The sequence below is a fragment of the Brevibacterium sp. Lmc1 genome (assembly GCF_057654315.1).
The window spans coordinates 550,930-569,527 of the sequence record NZ_CM172803.1 but is presented as its reverse complement, the minus strand read 5'-3'; the positions used below and the strand labels follow the sequence as shown (position 1 = coordinate 569,527).

The following is an 18,598-nucleotide window of genomic DNA, read 5'->3' as shown; positions in this document are numbered from 1 at the left end:
AACAAACCTAACGGGCTGAGATCGAGCGTCAACCTCGAAAGTGCCGATTCCGGGGTACTTCCGCAACGATCGTCCCGAGCTACCGACATGTAACGGACCCGGCTTTCCCCATGGCATCTCTGGGATGCGACGGGGCGCTCCTTCGCGCTCATACCGCGCCAGAGGTTCGTTATCGTTTCGTTACATTTGACTGGAGTTGGAACAAAGGTTCCACGTGTTCCATGTCACTTCGCTTGAATTTGGATAGCAAGGTGTCCTGTTGCCCGAGGTTGCCGTCTGAGGCTCTGCGGGCGGGATCGAGGCGGCTGCGAAGTAGTTCGCGCAGGCGCGAAGGTGTTCGCGCAGCGCCGCCATCAGCCGGATGCTGCGCGCCCGCCGCCGCCGACACGAGTTAAGTGTGCGAAGAATGTCGCCTTGAGGCCGGCGGTTTCTAGGTTCTAGTGCAACACCCGGTCTGACCAGCACTATCAGACCGGGTGTTTCCACTGAACGAAGGAACACCCCCATGACCACGCACTACAGACGTCCACGGCTGCCCTTCCACGTCCTCGACGAACTCTTCTGGCTCCTCCTCGAAGGCAGACCACGATCAGCGATCGCTGACCACCTCGGCATCAACCTCAACACCGTCACCCGGTGGGCGCGGCGACTCGGCCTGCCCAAAGGCAGGACCGGCAGAATACTGTCCATGCCGACCACCATCGTTGCTGCCCCGGCACCACCACGACCACCTGCCTACCGCCACCTGACGATCGCCGACCGAATGACGATCCAGGCTGGCCTGCAATCAGATCCGCCATTGTCGATGAGAACCATCGCGACTCAACTCGGTGTTGCTCCGTCAACCGTGTCCCGAGAGATCCGCCGCAACCGACTCATCCAATACGACAGAATCAGCCCACACCCGGTCTACAGTGCCGCCGGCGCCCACGGCCGCACCTATGCCCGACAGGCACGCAAGAAACACCGTCGCACACGTCTCGAGGATCCGTGGCTGCGGGCTCACGTGATCAACGGGCTCAACGACAAGTGCTCGCCCGAACAGGTCGCCGGTAGGCTTCGGCGTGACTACCCTGACCGGAAGGACCTGCACGTGAGCCACGAAACGGTCTACCAAGCTCTCTACGTCCAAGGACGCGGATCCCTGCGTCACGAGCTGGCCGTGGTCAAAGCCCTCCGATCGGGACAGACGGGAAGGAAGCCACAGTCGAAGCTGCCGCGTCGGTCCAACCGTCCCTGGCTCGATGGTGCCTTGTTGACCGACCGTCCCTCACAAGCTGCCGACCGCACTGTTCCTGGCCACTGGGAGGGTGATCTCGTCGTCGATTCCCACGCCGGTGGCCTGGTGACCGTCTTCGAACGCCGGTCCCGGTTCTCCTTGATCCGGAAACTGCCGAACAACCGCGAATCGGTCACCGTCACCGGACTAGTCCAGGACATGATCGCTTCCCTGCCGGAAGCGTTGTTCTCGACTCTCACGTGGGACCAGGGTCAGGAGATGGCTGAGCATCTGCGGATCACTGTCGCCACCGATTGCCAGGTGTACTTCTGCGACCCGCACTCACCCTGGCAACGACCGACGAATGAGAACTCCAACGGTCTCGTTCGGGACTACTACCCGAAGGGCACGGTCTTCGATGAGTCGGTTACTGACGAGGAGATCCAGGCGATGCAGGATCAGCTCAACCGCAGGCCGCGGAAGGTCCTCGGGTTCGCGACCCCGGCCGAGGTCCTGGCTGATCTGTTGCATGAGCAGGTAGCCTGAGACCAGCCCACTGTTGCACTAGAACACTGAGCCCACCGCCGATTTTCGGCATTCTTCGCACACTTAACCCTTTCTCCCCGCTGCTTCAGGCCGCGGCAGAGGTACGGAAGTAGATGAGTGCGCAAAGCCGGCTCGAGAGGCCGCGACTCAGGTGAGCGCCGCTTGCCTGGCTCCGAACCTCAGACGCACTGACCTCAGCACTCGACGACCCGTCCTGCCTCAGCACTCGACGACGTTGACGGCGAGGCCGCCCATCGCTGTCTCCTTGTACTTCGAGGACATGTCCGCGCCGGTCTGGCGCATCGTCTCGATCACCTCGTCGAGGCTGACCCGGTGCTGGCCATCGCCCCACAGAGCCATGCGGGAGGCGTTGATGGCCTTGCCGGCGGCGATCGCATTGCGTTCGATGCAGGGGACCTGCACGAGCCCGGAGATCGGGTCGCAGGTCAGTCCGAGGTTGTGCTCCATCGCGATCTCGGCGGCGTTCTCCACCTGCTCGGGTGTTCCGCCCATAACGGCAGCCAGTCCCCCGGCCGCCATCGACGAGGCGGATCCGACCTCTCCCTGACAGCCCACCTCGGCGCCGGAGATCGACGCCCGCTCCTTGTAGAGGACTCCGATGGCTGCCGCGGTGAGCAGGAAGTCGACGATGGCTCGATGCTTCGCGGACTCGCCGCCTTCCTTGACTGCGGGAACGTAGTTGAGCGCATAGTGCAGCACGGCGGGGATGATGCCGGCCGCCCCATTCGTCGGCGCGGTGACGACGCGGCCTCCCGAGGCGTTCTCCTCGTTCACGGCCATCGCGATGAGGTTGACCCATTCGAGGTAGTAGCCGGGATCCCGGTCGGGGTCCTCGGCCTTGAGTTTGAGGTACCAGTCGTGTGCGCGGCGGCGGACCTTGAGCCCTCCGGGCAGATAACCGGAGCGGTCCAGGGACGCCGAAGCGCATTCCTCCATCACCGAGTAGATGTGGAGCAGTCCGTGCCGGATCTCATCCTCGTCGCGCATCGACAGTTCGTTGGCGTGCATGATCTCGGCGATGGACAGATCGTTCTCGCGGCAGCGCTGAAGCAGCTCGACTCCGGAGTGGAAGGGGTAGGGCAGCTCTTCGTCGTAGGACTCGAGTTCGGCATCGACGACAGAATCCGCGACCGCGAACTCGACGCCCGCGCCTGCACCGCCGCCGTCGGCAGCTGCACCATCCTCGGCGGTCTTCTCTTTCTCGAGGAATTCGGTCTCCGAAGTCACGAATCCGCCGCCGACGGAGTAATAGGTCTCCTCGGCGAGAGTCTCCCCGGCAGCGTCGTAGGCGGTCACGGTCATGGCGTTCGTATGGCGCGGGAGGACGGTCAGCGGTCGTTTGACCATGTCATCCTCGGTGAACTTGAGTTCGACGCCGTTGCCGGTCGAGTCGCCGAGGATGATCGTCCCGGTCTCGGACATCCGTGTCCGCCGGGCGGTCAGTTCGTTGGCTTCGATGAGATCGGGGCGGCAGCCTTCGAGGCCGATGAGGATGGCGTCGAAGGTCCCGTGACCGGCGCCGGTGGCGGCCAGGGAACCGAACACGTCGACGCGCAGATCCGCCACGGAGCTCAGCGAATCGCTAAGGAGGTCGATGAAGCTCGCGCCGGCACGCATCGGTCCGACGGTGTGGGAGCTCGACGGTCCGATGCCGACCGTGAAGAGATCGAAGACACTCAATGGCATGGCAATCACTTCGTTTCTGATGAGATGACGACGGGGCCGACCGAACAGCCGTGCACTCACGTGCATGGCAAGCCGATGCCGACGATGTGTCGGCACCGACCTCGACCGACCCCGCTTCAGGGTTTATATCCTCCGCCCGGAGGGTGAGGCTCAGAGGGAGTTCGCCTCGGCGTAGCCGGCGGCGTCCATGACTTCGCCGACCTCGGTCACGGCGACCTCGAACAGCCAGCCCTCACCGTAGGGGTCGGAGTTGAGCAGTCCGGGTGAGTCCACGGCCGCCTCGTTGATCGTGACGACCTCGCCGGTGACCGGGGTGTAGAGGTCGGACACGGACTTCGTGGATTCGACCTCGCCGCAGGTCTCACCTGCGGTGACGGTGTCGCCGACCGCTGGCAGGTCGACGTAGACGACCTCGCCGAGGGCATCGGCGGCGACGGCGGTGATGCCGACCTTGACGGTCTTGCCGACGAGCTCATCGGCAGCGCCGTCGACCCATTCGTGTTCGGCGGAGTAGGTGAAGTTCTGCGGGAGCGGGGGCAGCTGTGCCATATGTCTTCCTTACTGTGACTGCCGCCGGAAGGGGCGGTCACGACGTTGTTGTGCCAGGTGGGACCAGTCTACGAGTCGCCGGTCCCACCAGGATGAATTGTGGGTGAGAGCTTCAGTCGGCCTGGCGCTTGTAGAACGGCAGCTGTGTGACGGTGAAGTCGTGTGCCTTGCCGCGGATGTCCACGGTCACGGCGGTGCCCACCTCGGTGCGGTCCCGATCGATGTAGGCCAGGGCGATCGGGTGGCCGAGCGTCGGCGAGGGCTGACCGGAGGTGACGGTGCCGACCTCAGCGCCGTCGATCGATACGGCGGCACCGGAACGGGCGGCACGGCGTCCTTCCGAGCTCAGGCCGACGAGCACGCGCGGCGGTTCGGTCTCTCCGAGCTTCGCCAGCGCCTCACGGGCGAAGAAGTCGTCCTTCGTGTTGAACCCGATCATCCGGCCCAGTCCCGCATCGTACGGGGTGGTGTTCTGATCGAGTTCGTTGCCGTAGAGCGGCATTCCGGCTTCGAGGCGCAGCGAATCGCGTGCGGCCAGACCGCAGGGAACGAGTCCGTAGTCCGCACCCGAGGTCACGAGCGTGTTCCACAGGCGGGAGGCGCCGATGTTGGGGACGTAGAGCTCGAACCCGTCCTCACCGGTGTATCCGGTGCGAGCGAGCATGAGGTCGATCCCGGCGATCGTCAGCGGCATCCACGCGTAGTACTTGAGTTCGCGCACCGCCTGACCGATGGTGATCTTCGCATCCCCCGCCGAGGTGGCTCCCCCGTTGGCCTCGTCGGTGACCTGGGCTTTCGCCTGGTCGCCGGCGCCGGTGCGGGGTCCGAATTCGCCGTGGCCGGACTCGTCGAGGGCGCGCAGGATGATCGCCTCCGAGTTCGGTCCCTGCACTGCGATGAGCGCGGTGGCGTCGGATTCGTCGGTCAGGTGCACATCGGAGCCGGGTGCGACGGTCTGCACGAACTGGTGCACGCGTTCCTTGAGCGCGGCGACCACGGGGGGCGTGTTCGAGGCGTTGGGGACGATGAGGAACTCTTCGTCGCCGATGCGGTAGGTGATGAGGTCGTCGAGCAGGCCGCCTGACTCGTTGACGATGACTCCGTACTTGGCCTTGCCGATCTTCATCTTCGAGTACTTCGCGACGAGCGCGTAGTCGAGGAAGGCTGCGGCGTCGGTTCCGCTGATGCGCACCTCTCCCATGTGGGAGAGGTCGAAGAGGCCTGCGGCCTCACGCACGGCACGGTGTTCGGCGAGTTCCGAACCGTACTTCAGCGGCATGTCCCAGCCGCCGAAGTCGGTGAACGAGGCACCGAGCTCGGCGTGGATGCTGTGCAGCGGGGTCTCTTTCGGTGTGTTCGCGGTCTTATCGGTCATCACTTGTCCTCTTCCTCGAACTCTTCGAAGGCCTCTGGCGGCGGGCAGGAGCACACCAGGTTGCGGTCGCCGTAGGCTCCGTCGATGCGGCTGACCGGCGGGAAGTACTTCGTGAGGCGCAGCCCGGGAACGGGGAACACCGCGGTCTCGCGGCTGTACTTGCCGTCCCAGTCGTCCATCACTGCGGTCGCTGGGTGCGGCGCGAGGGCCAGCGGCGACTCTTCGTAGGTATACGACTTGCCGATCTCGTCGATCTCGGCGCGGATGGTGCGCATGGCCTCGATGAAGCGGTCGAGCTCGTCCTTGTCCTCGGACTCGGTGGGTTCGACCATGAGGGTGCCGGGCACCGGGAAGGCCAGGGTCGGGGCGTGGAAACCGAAGTCGACGAGGCGCTTGCAGACATCCTCGGCGGTGACTCCCGTCGCCGAGGTGATCGCGCGGAGGTCGAGGATTGTTTCGTGGCCGACGAGTCCGTTCTCTCCCGAGTAGAGGATCGGGTAGACGTCGCCGAGCTTCTTCGCCAGGTAGTTCGCACCGAGCAGAGCCGAGCGCGAGGCCTCGCGCAGCCCTTCGGCACCCATGAGTTCGAGGTAGGCGAAGCTGATGGGCAGGACTCCTGCGGAGCCGAACATCGATGCGGAGATCGGCAGCTCCTTGGCATCCGGGTCACCGGCGACGAGCTCCGGCAGCGTGGCATCGCCGGGCAGGTACGGAGCGAGGTGTTCGCGAACCGCCACAGGGCCGACTCCGGGGCCGCCTCCTCCGTGGGGGATGCAGAAGGTCTTGTGCAGGTTGAGGTGGGAGACGTCGCCGCCGAATTCGCCGGGCTTGGCGAGTCCGACCATGGCGTTGAGGTTCGCACCGTCGACGTAGACCTGGCCGCCGGCGGCGTGAACCTTGTCGCAGACCTCGCGGATCTGCGGTTCGAAGACTCCGTGGGTCGACGGGTAGGTGATCATGATGCCGGCGATCTTGCCTTCGTGCTTGGCGATCTTCGCATCGAGGTCGTCCATGTCCACGGAGCCGTCATCGGCCGTCGCGACGACCTGCACCTGGAGTCCGGCGAGCACCGCGGAGGCGGCGTTCGTGCCGTGCGCGGACTGCGGGATGAGTACGACGGTGCGGGCATCGTCCCCATTGGCCACATGGTAGGCGCGGATGGCGAGCAGTCCGGCCAGCTCACCCTGCGAGCCGGCGTTGGGCTGCAGGGACACACGGTCGTAGCCGGTGACCTCGACGAGGGAGTCCTCGAGGCGACCGATGAGTGCGCGCCAACCCTTGGTCTGTTCGACGGGGGCGAAGGGGTGGATGGAGGCGAATTCCGGCCAGGTGATGGGTTCCATCTCGGCGGCGGCGTTGAGCTTCATCGTGCACGAACCCAGCGGAATCATCGTCCGGTCGAGTGCGAGGTCACGGTCGGCCAGGGTGCGCAGGTAGCGCATCATCGAGGTCTCGGAGCCGTGGGCGCTGAAGACGGGGTGGGTGAGGAATTCGGTGTCCCGGTGGAACGACGCCGCGAATGCGGGCTCCGGAACGGCGTTGGCTCCGAAGGTTCCCGCCGAGGCGGCTTCGAAGTCGTCCGCGTCGACCCGGGCAAGGATGCCGAGGGCTTCGAGCAGGCCGTTGGCATCGGCGACGGTGTGGGGTTCGCCGAAGGAGACGCCGACTGTGGTGCTATCGATGACGCGGATGTTGTATCCAGCCTGGTCGGCGACGTAGCGGGCGGCTTCGGCATCGGCCACGCGCAGGGCCACGGTATCGAAGAATTCCCAGGTGAGAACCTCGGCGCCGGGGGCGGTGTCCGCGGCACCTGCGAACGCGTGGGCGAGGCGGTGGACGCGGGAGGCGATGCGGGTCAGACCGACCGGGCCGTGGTAGACGGCGTACATCGAGGCGACGTTGGCGAGCAGGGCCTGCGCGGTGCAGATGTTCGACGTCGCCTTCTGGCGGCGGATGTGCTGTTCGCGGGTCTGCAGGGCCAGACGGTAGCCGGGCTTGCCCTGGGCGTCCTTGGACACTCCGACGAGGCGGCCGGGCAGCTGGCGCTGGAGTCCGGACTTCACGGCCATGAAGCCGGCGTGGGGGCCGCCGAAGAACAGGGGCACACCGAAGCGCTGGGCCGAGCCGACGGCGATGTCCGCACCCTGGGAGGCGCAGTCCTTGAGCAGGGTCAGGGCCAGCAGGTCGGCGTCGAAAGTGACCAGCGCACCGCGGTCGTGCGCTCCGTCGACGGCTTCGGTGAAGTCGCGGATGGCGCCGGTGGTGCCGGGCTGGGCGCAGACGATGCCGAAGATGTCTTCGCCGACGAGGCCCTCGGCGAGGTCGGCGACGGTGACGCGGAAGTCCATGGCCTTCGCCCGGGCGCGGACAACGGCAATGGTCTGCGGGTGGAGTTCGGAGTCGAGGACGACGGTTGTCCCCTTCTTCACGGCTCGACGCATGAGCAGGACCGCCTCGGCGACGGCGGTGGCCTCATCGAGGAGGGAGGCATTGGCGATGTCGAGGCCGGTGAGGTCCTGGACGACCTGCTGGAAGTTCAGCAGCGCTTCGAGCCGGCCCTGGGAGATCTCGGGCTGGTACGGGGTGTAGGCGGTGTACCAGGCGGGGTTCTCGACGAGGTTGCGGCGGATGACGGCCGGGGTGATCGTGTCGTAGTAGCCCTGGCCGATGAGCTGGGTGCGCATGACGTTCTGTTCGGCGAGGTCGCGCAGGTCGCCCAGCACATCGAATTCGGAGCGGCCGGCGGGCAGGTTGAGCTCGGTGTTCTGGATGGATTCCGGGACGGCAGCGGAAGAGAGCGCTTCCAGGGAGTCATAGCCGAGTTCGGCGAGCATGGCCTGCACGTCGTCGGCGCGGGGGCCGATGTGGCGGTCGGAGAAGGGGCGCGCGGTGTCCCCTGTTGCCTGCGTCGTATGGGCGAGTGAACTGGTCAATTGCCGTCCTTGGGTCGGTGTCGCGCCCACCGAATTGGAGGACGCAGCGATCGCTGAGTGTCCTCCCCGATCTGTCGGATGCGTGGTCGCACCGCACGTGTGCGGCGAACTCGCGTCCTTCAGATATGCCTGCAATCGGTGGTACTGGGCCTGAGAGTTTCCCGGGGAGGGAATTGCACCTACGGCGCTGCTCGGAAGTCCGGCTCGATTCGGCCCGACTGCGGCAGCTCTCCCACGTCTTGTCTTAGCGGCGTATGAAGTTATGTGCAGAACCAGTTGGGCCTCTGAAGCCCCCGGCTGAGACTGCGCCTCCGATTCTAGTGAATGAAATCACCCCCGACAAACCCCCTGCTGGCCCCCTCGCTGTGGCCACTCTTCCAACCGCCGCGAGGACCAGCTCCCCACGGCAGATCCTCTGTGACTCCAATGCAGAAATAGGTCGCTATCGGATACTTTCCTTGCTCAGAAGTATCCGATAGCGACCTAGATTCGGGCGCCGAAGCCCGTTAGCGACCTAGATTCGCCGAGGCGGCGCTGCGGTCCCGCCGCGATGTTCAGATCGCGTTGAGGTCCTTGCCCTTGGTCTCGGGCAGCTTGACCACGGCGACGATCGTTGCCAAGCAGAGCAGGACCACCCAGCCGCTGGAGAGCCAGCTGAGGTCGAGCGAGTTGAACAGTCCATTGAGATATGGTGCCGTTCCGCCGAACACAGCCACAGAGACCGAGTAGGCGAAGCCGATTCCCTGGGTGCGGACCTTCGTCGGGAAGGCCTCGGACAGGACTGCCGACAACAAGGCTCCTGCCATCGAGACCACGAGCAGTGCCAGCGTCGACGCAACGAACAACGTCCAGCCGGTGTCCGTGATCATGCCCATGAGCGGATACTGCAGGATCGCCATGAGCACTCCGAAGCCGATGAGCACCGGCCGACGACCGATCCGGTCGGAGAGGAATCCCCAGAAGGGCAGCGACGCGAGTGCGATGATCTGCGCACCGACGGTCGCCCAGTAAGCGGTCTGCGCATCCATACCGCGCTCGGTGATCGCCAAGGTCGACGCGTACGACGTCCAGGTGTAGTGAGCCGCGGTGATACCGGAGGTCATGAGCACGACGAGGACGATCGCACGGGCCACGCGGCCGCGATCCAGCGGGGTCGGGTCGACAACTTCTTCCGCTTCATCGGCTTCGAAGACATCGCTTTCGACCATTCCGCGCCGCATCCACAGCGCGACGAGCGCGAGCAGACCGCCGAGCGCGAACGGAATCCTCCATGCCCAGTCGGAAACTGCTGCCTCGGAGAAGACGTTCGTGATCACGCCCCCAATCGTGTAAGCGACGACCGAACCGCCGAAGATGGCGACGAAGACGATTGAGCCCCAGAAACCGCGCTTGTGGGCCGGAGCGATCTCAGCGATATAGGAGTTCGCAGTTGCCGACTCCCCTCCGTGGGCGAAGCCCTGTGCCACTCGGATGAGAAGGAGGATGAGTGAGGCGAAGACGCCGATCTGACCATAGGTCGGCAGGACGGCGATGAGGAACGAACCGCCTGCCATGATGAGCATCGTGACGATGAGAACGAACTTGCGCCCCTTCACATCGGCGATCTTCCCGAACACGATGCCGCCCAGGGGTCTCATGAGGAACCCGACGGCGAAGACGCCGAGGGTCGCGAGGACGGAGGAGACTGTGTCCTCGCTGTTGAACATCGCGGCGGCGATGAAGGGCGTGAACACCGCGTAGGCGCTCCACTCGTACCATTCGAGGATATTGCCGATGGTGCTCGCGACGACGGATCGCCGTTTCAGCTGCAGAGGCACCTTTGTCTCTGCGATCGTATCGGTCATGGCTTCCTTTCCACTGCTTCATTGGAGGTGGTGATGCTGTATATCTCTGTGGTGGTGTTCGGTGGTGCGGATACTCCTATCTCGCTCGCCGTCACACGACGGTGGAGGCGACGGCTTCGGCGGCTGCGATGAGTTCGGGGACCCCGGTCTCGAGGCTGCCGGTGAAGTTACCGGCCGACGGCGCCTCTCCGTTGAGCCATCTGGTGTAGATGGCTTCGCTGAAGATCGCGGCCTTCCACAGCGCGAAGGCCTCGTACCAAGGCAATACGGACAGGTCGAGGCCCGTCTTCTGCTGGTAGCGCTCGGCGAGGTCGGAACGGGTGAGGAACCCCTCCCCCGCAGTGACCGGGGTGAGGTCCATGACCGTGCGCGGATTCTCGCGGTCGGTGTAGGTGACGAGGAAGTAGCCGAGGTCGGCGAGCGGATCGCCGAGGGTCGACATCTCCCAGTCGAGGATCGCTGCGACCTCGACCGGCGTCGAGGACGCGATCATCGCGTTGCCGGCACGGTAGTCGCCATGGACGACCGCGTGCCGCTGAGTGGCCGGAATGTTCGCAGCCAACCACTCACCGAGGCGGCTGACCTGGGGCAGCGACCGCTGAGTGTTCTTCCCCCAGAGGGAGGCGAACAACTTCACCTGGCGCTCCAGGTACCCGTCCGGACGACCGAGCGCGGCCACCTCGGGAACTGCGACGTCGACCGAGTGGAGGTCGACGAGGCGGTCGACGAGGGCTTCGCTCAGTGCGCGACGGTCAGCCACCTCGGCGAGGAAGTCCGGCAGAGTGTCGGTGACAACAGTGCCGGGGACGAAGTCCATGATGTAGAACGGCACGCCGAGGACCGATTCGTCCTCGCAGACGTGGAGGATCGTGGGCACGGCCACTCCCTGGGCGCCGAGGACCTTCTGGATCTTCGCTTCGCGGACCATGTCATGGGTCGATTTCGGGATCGGCGGGCGTGGTCCGCGGCGCAGCACCACATCGAGGTCATCACGCCGGATCCGGAAGGTGACGTTCGACTGGCCCTCGCCGATGCGATCCCAGCGGACGGGACCGGACCCGAGGCCGTGCGTGTCGAGGTAGTCGGTGAGGACGTCGACGATGAGCAACGGCGGTGCGGACAGTGCCTGCGCCTCGGCGGCGGTGTCGACGACGTCGACGAGCTTCTCGGTCACCGGGCCTCCCCCACGATGTCGAGACGAGGTGCACCTGCGGCGACTTCCTTGCGGCGCTTCGATGACGCGCGGCGGGAGATCGCGAACTTGTGCGTCTCGGTGGCGCCGTCGTAGATGCGGAACGGGCGGACGTCGTTGAGGTACTGGATCAGCGGCAGCTGGTCGGAGACTCCGTCGCCGCCGGTGATCTGGATGGCGCGGTCGATGACGCGGTAGACGGCTTCGGAGCAGTAGACCTTCGCGATCGAAGATCTGGAGTTCGCTTCCTTTGCGTCGGTGGCGAGCACCTCGGAGGTCTTCGTGATCATCGCGTCAGAGGTCTCGATGTCGATGACTGACTGCGCAATGAGTTCCTGCGCGAGCCCCTGACGTGCCAGGACGTCGCCGAATGCCTCGCGATGTTCGGCACGGTCGAGAGCCGTGTCCAGCGCCCGGCGGGCCAGTCCCAGCCACCGCATGCAGTGCGTGAGGCGGGCCGGTGCCAAGCGCACCTGGGCGTAGGCGAAGCCCTTCCCCGGTTCGCCGAGGATCGCCGAGGCGGGGACGCGGACATCGTCGAAGTGGACGTAGGGGTGGCCTCCGGCGATGGTGCGATCGACAGTGTGGATCGACCGGCCGACACTGACGCCGGGGGTGTCTTTGGGCACGAGGAACATCGTGGCGGCCTGGCCCTTGCGAGCCTGCGCGGAGCCCGACCCCTCGGTCGCAGCGGCCGACTCCTCGGCGTCGGTGGCGGCCATGACGATGAAGAAGCTGCTCAGTTCAGCACCGGAGATGAAGCGCTTGTCACCGTTGATGACCCACTCGTCGCCGTCCTTGACGGCGCGGGTGGACAACGCCGACGGGTCGGAGCCGGTGCCCGGATGTGGTTCGGTCATGGCGAACGACGAGCGGACGTCGCCGGCGGCCAGCGGGGCGAGGAACCGCTCCTTCTGCTCCTGCGTGGCGATCTGGGCGAGCATGTGCATATTGCCCTCATCGGGTGCCATGCAGTTGAGAACGGCGGGCCCGATCGGCGAGTATCCTGCCTCCTGGAACACCGGGGACCAGAATTCGACCGGCACGCCCTGGCCGCCCCACTCGGTGGGCACGTGTGGAGCGAAGACTCCGGACTCCTTGGCTTTGGCCTTGAGGTCGGTCAGGACCGCTTCGTCGAGGTAGTCCCCGGGATGGGGCTCGGCGGGGATGACGACCTCGCGGATGAAGGTGCGGGTGCGCTGGCGCAGCTCCTCGACCTCTGCGGGAATCCGGCTCATGCTGTGCCTCCTGCTGTGATGAGTCCGCCGTCGGCGGTGAGGATCTGGGCGGTGATCCAGTCCGAGTCGGACGACGTAAGGTAGGCCGCAGCTGCGCCGATGTCTTCAGGTGTGCCGAGGCGGCCGGCCGGGTAGGCGGCGGTGACTTCTGCCTCTTTGCCTTCGTAGAGGGCGGTGGCGAAACGGGTCTTGACGACGGCCGGAGCGATGCCGTTGACGCGGATATCAGGGCCGAGTTCGACGGCGAGAGTCTTCACGAGGTGGGACACGGCGGCCTTCGAGACTCCGTACATGCCGATGCCTTCGCTGGGGTTCTGTCCGGCGACCGAGGAGATCGAGAGGATCCGGCCCTTGTTCTCACGGAAGTGCAGACCCTCGTGGTTGACCGCGCCCTGGATCCAGGCCAGGGTTCCGAGCACGTTGACCTCGAGGATCTTGCGGGCGGCATCGAGCTCAATGTCGACGGTGTCACCGTAGACCGGGTTGATGCCGACGTTCGTGACGAGGACGTCGAGGCGGCCGTACTTCTTCTCGATTGTGTCGAATACTTCGGCCCGGTGAGCCGAGTCATCGGCCTTGCCGGCGATGCCGATTGCGGTGCCTTCGGGGAATTCGGCGACCGTCTCGGCCAAGGGCTCGGGCTTGCGAGCGGTGAGGACGACGGTCGCGCCTTCGGCCTGCAGCCGCTTGGCGATGCCGAGGCCGATGCCGCGGCTCGATCCCGTCACGAGGGCGACCTGTCCCTCGAAACGGCGTCCGAACGATGATTCGCTCATTGCTTCTCCTGTGTTGCTTAGTTGTCTGTCAGTGGTGCCTATTTGTTCGACGCTGCTTCTCTAGCCGAGTCGCGCAGCAGCCTGCGTTGGATCTTTCCGGTATGCGTCTTCGGCAGGTCGGACATGACGTGGACGATGCGCGGGTACTTGTACGCAGCGAGGCGTTCTTTCGCGAAGGCGATGAGCTCCTCGGCGCTGACGTCTTGGCCGGTGCGCAGGGAGACGTAGGCGACGACGGTCTCACCGCGGTAGTCGTCGGGCTGGCCGACGACGGCGGCTTCGAGCACGGCAGGGTGTTCATAGAGGACGTCTTCGACCTCGCGCGGCCACACCTTGTAGCCGGAGGCGTTGATCTGGTCCTTGATCCGATCGACGAGATAGATCCAGCCGGCTGCGTCCATGACTCCGACATCGCCGGTGCGCAACCAGCCCTCGTCGAATGCCGCCTCGTTGGCTTCGGGCTTGCCGAGGTAGCCGGGCGTAATCTGAGGCCCACGCAACTCGAGTTCGCCGGCACTGGAATCGGTGATGACGGTCCCGTCGGCGATGTCGACGATGCGGGCTTCGAGTCCGGGGAACGGCACGCCGATGGCCAGGGTGTCCGTGGCCGGGTCGACAGGCGCCTCCGTGTTCGGCGGGACTCCGATGACCGCCGAGGCGGTTTCGGTCATCCCGTAGATGTTGTGGATGTAGTGGCCGAACCGCTTCCGGAAACGCTCGACCGTGGCCGGCGGCACGGGGGCTCCACCGGAATAGAGGTAGCGAATGCTCTGCAGGTCCTCGGCTGTGGCGGACTCGTGTTCGAGCAGGGCGTTGTAGACGGTGATCGAGCCGATGGTCACGGTGACCTTGTCATCACGGATGGCGGCGACGATCTTGTCCGCGTTCACGCGGCCGATGAAGTCGAGCGTGATCGGAAAGATCAGCGAGGTCGCCGCGCAGGCGACGGCTCCGGTGATGTGGAAGAGCGGGGCGATGGCGAGCATGACGTCGCCTTCGCCGAGGTTCAGCCACTCTCCATACGACCGGGCCACGGCGAGCACATTGCGATGGGTGCCGACGGCGCCTTTGGCCGGTCCGGTCGTGCCCGATGTGTAGGTGAGCAGGGCGGCGTCGTCGAGGCCCGGCAGCAGTTCGGTGCGGTGATCGGGCGCGTCGGTGCGCTGGGAGGCGAGGAAGGGACCCCACGAATAAACGGCGATCCCGGACTCGGCGGGGGTCGCCTCGGCGGGAGTGGTTTCTGACTCACGGACAGCTGCGGTCTGGGCGTCGCCGGTGAGGTCGGAGGGGTCCCGATCGTATTCGTCGTCATCGGTGATGAGCACCCAGGTCAGGGAGCCACCGGCGAGGGTCTCACGAACCTGGCCGAGGTCTGCTTCGTCGCAGATGATCGCCGAGGCAGCCGAATCGTCGATGAGCGCGCGCAGTTCGCGGCCGCGGTACATGGGGTTGAGGACGAGGGGGACTACGCCGATCTTCCAGGCCGCGAGCAGCGCCACGGCGAACTGCGGGACGTTCTGAAGGTAGACGCCGACGATATTCGACTTCTGCAGGCCGCGGGAGAGGAACCCGGCGGCGAGCGCCTCGGCTTCACGGTCGATGTCGGCGGTGGTGAACCTGCGGCCACGGTAGGTCACGGCGATCTGACTGGGGGCCGCCTCGACGCGGGCGTTCCACGCATGAGCCGTGGATGCGTCGTGGATCTCCGGCGTCTCACCGACTCCGGCGGGGTAGAGCCGCGTCCACACATGCCGCGTGGTGGTGGAAGTGCTGTCGGCTGCCATCTGACTGTCGCCCTTCATCGTGTCGGGACCGGAGCATCTCAGCTTCGGCCGACCGAGCGCTCGCTCGGTTAGTTCTGTATCGTAGGTCACACGATGACCGGGCGCAAGGGCGGCCCGGCATGACTGTCGACCGCTCGGGCAGCAAAGCGATCGAACTCAGAGATGGAGGGACGCTTCGGGGGTCGAATGGAACTGCGGGGCAGGAATGGCCGTAGATTAGGGATGAGAAGACAGTGAGACGGAGCAGGCAGGGACAACTCGTGAGCAATGCACCCATGATCGATTGGCGGGACTACGACGCCCCGTTGCTCTCGCCGATCCTCCAGGCCGCTCTCGACAGCTTCGTCACGGGCGGCTTCCACGGCACGAGCATCCGGCAGCTGGCCGGCGCAGCCGGGCTGTCAGTGCCCGGCCTCTATCACCATTTCGCGTCGAAGCATGCGATCCTCGCCGAGATCGACCGTCTGGCGATGGAGGATCTGTGGCAGCGCAGCGTCGCGGCACTCGCCGACGGCGGGCAGGAGCCGACCGCGCGCTTCGACAGGCTCATCGAATGCCTGCTGCTCTTCCACGCGCACCAGTCCGATCTCGCCTTCATCGCCTTCAGCGAGATCCGAGCGTTGAAGGATCAGCACCGGGATGCTCATATCGCCGCTCGTGACCGGCAGCAGAAACTCCTCGACGCGGTGGTCGAGGAGTGCGTTGCCGACGGCAGCTTCACCACGGAGTTCCCGCGGGACGCCTCACGTGCGATCACGACGATCTGCACGGGCGTCTCGCAGTGGTACCGGGCCGGCGGCGAACTCGACCCAGCTGGTGTGGCCGAACGCTACGGCGAGATCTGTGCGCACGCCGCCGGCCTCCCGGTGAAGTAGGGGCCAGCAGCCCGCGAACTGTTCCGCAAACCCCGCCTGCACAGGATTGTTGGGTCGATCCACGGTGGTTTCCACGCCTGAAACACCATGGATCGACCCAACAATGCGCCTCAGAACGGTGCCGCAAAGAACTTAGGTCGCCATCGGATACTTTCCGTCAAGAGAAGTATCCGGTGGCGACATGGATTCGGGTGCAGATGTCCGATGGCGACCTATGTTTCGGGCTGCCGTTTATCGGCAACCAAGGTTCAGCCGCAGGCTCAGCCTCGGTGTCAGGCGCTGCCGCCGGCGGTGACAACTCCCCCATCGGCTGTGAGCACCTGAGCGGTGATCCAGTCGGCGTCGTCCGAGGCGAGATAGGCGACGGCACCGGCAATGTCCTCAGGAGTACCGAGGCGCTTGACCGGGTACGCGGAAGCGACTTCTTCCTCCCTGCCTTCGTAGAGCGCGGTGGCGAACTTCGTCTTGACCACTGCCGGAGCGACGGCATTGACGCGGATGTCCGGCCCGAGCTCCACGGCGAGCGTCTTCGTCAGATGCGAGACCGCGGCCTTCGAGATTCCGTAGAAGCCGATGCCTTCGCTCGGGATCTGTCCGGCGACCGACGACAGGGTGACGACGCGGCCCTTGTTCTCACGGAAGTTCAGGCCCTCATGGTGGACGGCATCCTGCACCCAGGCCAGTGTGCCGAGGACGTTGACATCGAAGATCTTCCGCGCGGCATCGAGTTCCATATCGACGAGCGGGCCGTAGACCGGGTTGATTCCGGCGTTGGCCACGAGCACATCGAGGCGACCGAACTTCTCAGCGACCGTGTCGAATACCTCTGCCCTGTGAGCCGGGTCGTCGGCCTTGCCGGCGATGGCGAGCGCCGTGCCTTCGGGGAACTCGGCGACCGCCTCACCCAGCGCTTCGGGCTTGCGCGCGGTGAGCACGACGGTGGCCCCCTCCGCGTTGAGCCGCCGAGCGATTCCGAGGCCGATGCCGCGACTGGCGCCCGTGATGACGGCGACCTGGCCTTCGAAACGACGACCGGATTGCGGAGCCGCCGAGGTGGCTGCCGACTGAGTGGCTGAGGTGCTGTCTGACATTGATGAACTCCAGTGTTCGTGCGGTGACGTGAGCGTTCGGCGCTGACCTCGCGAAACGCCGTGAAGCGAGCGTTCGTTCAGCGTTCGCTTCTCATCGTAGGCATAGCCGTTCGAAGAAGACAAGGACTACACATCATCACGCGAGGGCATAAGACGAGAATGGAGTCATGAATCATCTCGAGTTCCATCTCGATCTCGGCTCGGGCGACCAGTTCCCGCTCGCCCGGGAAGCGATCTTCTCCTGGGTGCTGCAGGACCTCGCCGGCGTCGTCGTCCACCCGGCTCGCCGAGTGGCCGAAGGTCGGATCGTCAGCTTGGGACTCAATCCCGTTTGGCCAGCCTCGCCGAGGCGGCTGCGCGGTCGCGATCTGCTCGTGCCCGTCGGTTCGTGCGTCGTCACACGGGTGATCGATGAGAGGGATCGCGCCGGATTCACCTATCGCACCCTGCCGGGCCACCTCGAGAACGGTGAGGAGACTTTCCTCGTGTCCATCGGCACTGACGGCCGCCTCGGCGTGACCATCAGCGCCGATTCCGTCCCCGCACATCCTCTCCTCCGTTTGGGCGCTCCGGTGACCGTGGCGGCACAGAAGTTGATGGCCAGGCGCTATGCCGAGGGGCTGAAGAGACAGCTCAGGACGGCCGAGCGAAGCCGCCGCGCACGCGCCCTCGCGACAGCTTCGGCGCTGATCGGCCGGGAGCTGAGATTCGTCGAGACCCTTGCCGGCGGTCAGCACGCGCTGACCATGTCCGCCCGCGACGGAGACGCGGAGCTCGTCGTCCGCGCATTCCCCGCCGGCCATGATGCGGCGGTCAAAGAGGCCGCAGTGCTCGATCGGCTGAGACCGCTCGGCGATCTTGTCCCCCGCCTCATCGCCCACAGCGCCGACACCAACGACCCGGTCATCGTCACGACCCGCGTCCCGGGCTCACCACCGGATCCGGCGATACCTCTGACCACCATCGCCCGCGAGATGGCCGCGGCACTGGTGCGCGTCCACGAACTCGACGGTACCGGTCTGCCTCTGGCTCCGCAGTCCCCGCCGCCTGGAGACTCTGCCATCGCAATTCGCGCCCAACGGGAGTGGGCGAACCTCGACCGCGACGAAGAGGTCCTCACGCACACGGATTTCTGGGCAGGCAATGCCTTGTGGACGGGCGGGCGCCTCACCGGAGTCGTCGACTGGTCGGGCGCGAGCCGCGGACCTCGCGGAGTCGACCTCGCTTGGTGCCGTCAGGATCTCGTGCTGCTCGGTTCCCCCGAGGCGGCCGCCGACTTTCTCGACGAGTACGAACGACTCCTCGGCCGCCGCATCCATGACATCCGCGCCTGGGACGTCCAAGCTGCGGCACGTGCCCATGATCGCGTCGAGACCTGGCTGCCGAACTATCACGGGATCGGCCTCACCGACATGACCGCCGAGGATCTCCGCCGCCGCCTCGATGACTGGAACGCTCACCTGTGAGCC

General features: G+C 65.6%; 13 protein-coding genes and 1 riboswitch. Of the genes, 3 read left to right on the top strand and 10 right to left on the bottom strand.

What is annotated here, in order from left to right; translation table 11 throughout:
- The first annotated feature begins 505 nt into the window (after positions 1 to 505).
- The gene (locus tag AC239G_RS02495; protein ID WP_139470450.1) at positions 506 to 1,765 is read left to right on the top strand and encodes an IS30 family transposase; all 1,260 of its coding nucleotides are present in this window, start codon (positions 506 to 508) and stop codon (positions 1,763 to 1,765) included.
- A 219-nt stretch (positions 1,766 to 1,984) separates the two neighbouring features.
- On the opposite strand, the gene AC239G_RS02490 is transcribed toward AC239G_RS02495, so the two are convergent.
- The 9 genes from AC239G_RS02490 to AC239G_RS02450 form a co-directional block, all read right to left on the bottom strand.
- Positions 1,985 to 3,472: an L-serine ammonia-lyase gene (locus AC239G_RS02490; RefSeq protein ID WP_376906639.1), complete on the bottom strand. Its 1,488-nt coding sequence runs from the start codon at positions 3,470 to 3,472 to the stop codon at positions 1,985 to 1,987.
- Positions 3,473 to 3,622: 150 nt separating this feature from the next.
- Positions 3,623 to 4,021, bottom strand: coding sequence for a glycine cleavage system protein GcvH (gene gcvH / locus AC239G_RS02485; RefSeq protein WP_172172378.1), 399 nt, complete (start codon positions 4,019 to 4,021; stop codon positions 3,623 to 3,625).
- A 112-nt stretch (positions 4,022 to 4,133) separates the two neighbouring features.
- Positions 4,134 to 5,396, bottom strand: a complete 1,263-nt coding sequence (locus AC239G_RS02480; RefSeq protein WP_482401306.1) for a glycine cleavage system aminomethyltransferase GcvT — start codon at positions 5,394 to 5,396, stop codon at positions 4,134 to 4,136.
- Positions 5,396 to 8,329 carry an aminomethyl-transferring glycine dehydrogenase gene (gene gcvP, locus AC239G_RS02475; RefSeq protein WP_139906779.1) on the bottom strand — a complete coding sequence of 978 codons (2,934 nt, stop codon included), beginning with the start codon at positions 8,327 to 8,329 and terminating at the stop codon, positions 5,396 to 5,398. The genes AC239G_RS02480 and gcvP overlap by 1 nt, the downstream gene beginning before the upstream one ends.
- A 129-nt stretch (positions 8,330 to 8,458) precedes the next feature.
- A riboswitch (glycine riboswitch) is annotated at positions 8,459 to 8,574 on the bottom strand.
- Between the two features lie 309 nt (positions 8,575 to 8,883).
- The gene (locus AC239G_RS02470) at positions 8,884 to 10,173 is read right to left on the bottom strand and encodes an MFS transporter (protein ID WP_139470402.1); all 1,290 of its coding nucleotides are present in this window, start codon (positions 10,171 to 10,173) and stop codon (positions 8,884 to 8,886) included.
- A gap of 91 nt (positions 10,174 to 10,264) precedes the next feature.
- On the bottom strand, positions 10,265 to 11,347 hold the full coding sequence (locus AC239G_RS02465; protein ID WP_139470401.1) for a phosphotransferase family protein: 1,083 nt from the start codon (positions 11,345 to 11,347) through the stop codon (positions 10,265 to 10,267).
- Positions 11,344 to 12,603, bottom strand: coding sequence for an acyl-CoA dehydrogenase family protein (locus AC239G_RS02460; protein WP_139470400.1), 1,260 nt, complete (start codon positions 12,601 to 12,603; stop codon positions 11,344 to 11,346). The genes AC239G_RS02465 and AC239G_RS02460 overlap by 4 nt, the downstream gene beginning before the upstream one ends.
- Positions 12,600 to 13,379 carry an SDR family oxidoreductase gene (locus AC239G_RS02455; RefSeq protein WP_139470399.1) on the bottom strand — a complete coding sequence of 260 codons (780 nt, stop codon included), beginning with the start codon at positions 13,377 to 13,379 and terminating at the stop codon, positions 12,600 to 12,602. The genes AC239G_RS02460 and AC239G_RS02455 overlap by 4 nt, the downstream gene beginning before the upstream one ends.
- Positions 13,380 to 13,417: 38 nt before the next feature.
- The gene (locus tag AC239G_RS02450; protein ID WP_487489718.1) at positions 13,418 to 15,163 is read right to left on the bottom strand and encodes a class I adenylate-forming enzyme family protein; all 1,746 of its coding nucleotides are present in this window, start codon (positions 15,161 to 15,163) and stop codon (positions 13,418 to 13,420) included.
- 260 nt (positions 15,164 to 15,423) lie between these two features.
- Here AC239G_RS02450 and AC239G_RS02445 point away from each other — a divergent pair, with 260 nt between their 5' ends.
- Positions 15,424 to 16,038 (top strand): TetR/AcrR family transcriptional regulator, encoded by a 615-nt coding sequence (locus tag AC239G_RS02445; RefSeq protein ID WP_248284106.1) that lies wholly within the window; start codon positions 15,424 to 15,426, stop codon positions 16,036 to 16,038.
- A gap of 272 nt (positions 16,039 to 16,310) precedes the next feature.
- On the opposite strand, the gene AC239G_RS02440 is transcribed toward AC239G_RS02445, so the two are convergent.
- Entirely contained in the window at positions 16,311 to 17,129 is an 819-nt protein-coding gene (locus AC239G_RS02440) for an SDR family oxidoreductase (protein ID WP_487489717.1), read from the bottom strand.
- Between the two features lie 167 nt (positions 17,130 to 17,296).
- Here AC239G_RS02440 and AC239G_RS02435 point away from each other — a divergent pair, with 167 nt between their 5' ends.
- On the top strand, positions 17,297 to 18,595 hold the full coding sequence (locus AC239G_RS02435; protein WP_487489716.1) for a DUF1990 family protein: 1,299 nt from the start codon (positions 17,297 to 17,299) through the stop codon (positions 18,593 to 18,595).
- The last annotated feature ends 3 nt before the right edge of the window (positions 18,596 to 18,598 follow it).

Bases quoted from the DNA above. Each gene is read 5' to 3' on its own strand.
- gcvH (WP_172172378.1), bottom strand. From the start codon at position 4,021: ATGGCACAGCTGCCCCCGCTCCCGCAGAACTTCACCTACTCCGCCGAA.
- AC239G_RS02480 (WP_482401306.1), bottom strand. From the start codon at position 5,396: ATGACCGATAAGACCGCGAACACACCGAAAGAGACCCCGCTGCACAGC.
- AC239G_RS02455 (WP_139470399.1), bottom strand. From the start codon at position 13,379: ATGAGCGAATCATCGTTCGGACGCCGTTTCGAGGGACAGGTCGCCCTC.
- AC239G_RS02470 (WP_139470402.1), bottom strand. From the start codon at position 10,173: ATGACCGATACGATCGCAGAGACAAAGGTGCCTCTGCAGCTGAAACGG.
- AC239G_RS02440 (WP_487489717.1), bottom strand. From the start codon at position 17,129: ATGTCAGACAGCACCTCAGCCACTCAGTCGGCAGCCACCTCGGCGGCT.
- AC239G_RS02490 (WP_376906639.1), bottom strand. From the start codon at position 3,472: ATGCCATTGAGTGTCTTCGATCTCTTCACGGTCGGCATCGGACCGTCG.
- AC239G_RS02460 (WP_139470400.1), bottom strand. From the start codon at position 12,603: ATGAGCCGGATTCCCGCAGAGGTCGAGGAGCTGCGCCAGCGCACCCGC.
- AC239G_RS02450 (WP_487489718.1), bottom strand. From the start codon at position 15,163: ATGGCAGCCGACAGCACTTCCACCACCACGCGGCATGTGTGGACGCGG.
- AC239G_RS02495 (WP_139470450.1), top strand. From the start codon at position 506: ATGACCACGCACTACAGACGTCCACGGCTGCCCTTCCACGTCCTCGAC.
- AC239G_RS02435 (WP_487489716.1), top strand. From the start codon at position 17,297: ATGAATCATCTCGAGTTCCATCTCGATCTCGGCTCGGGCGACCAGTTC.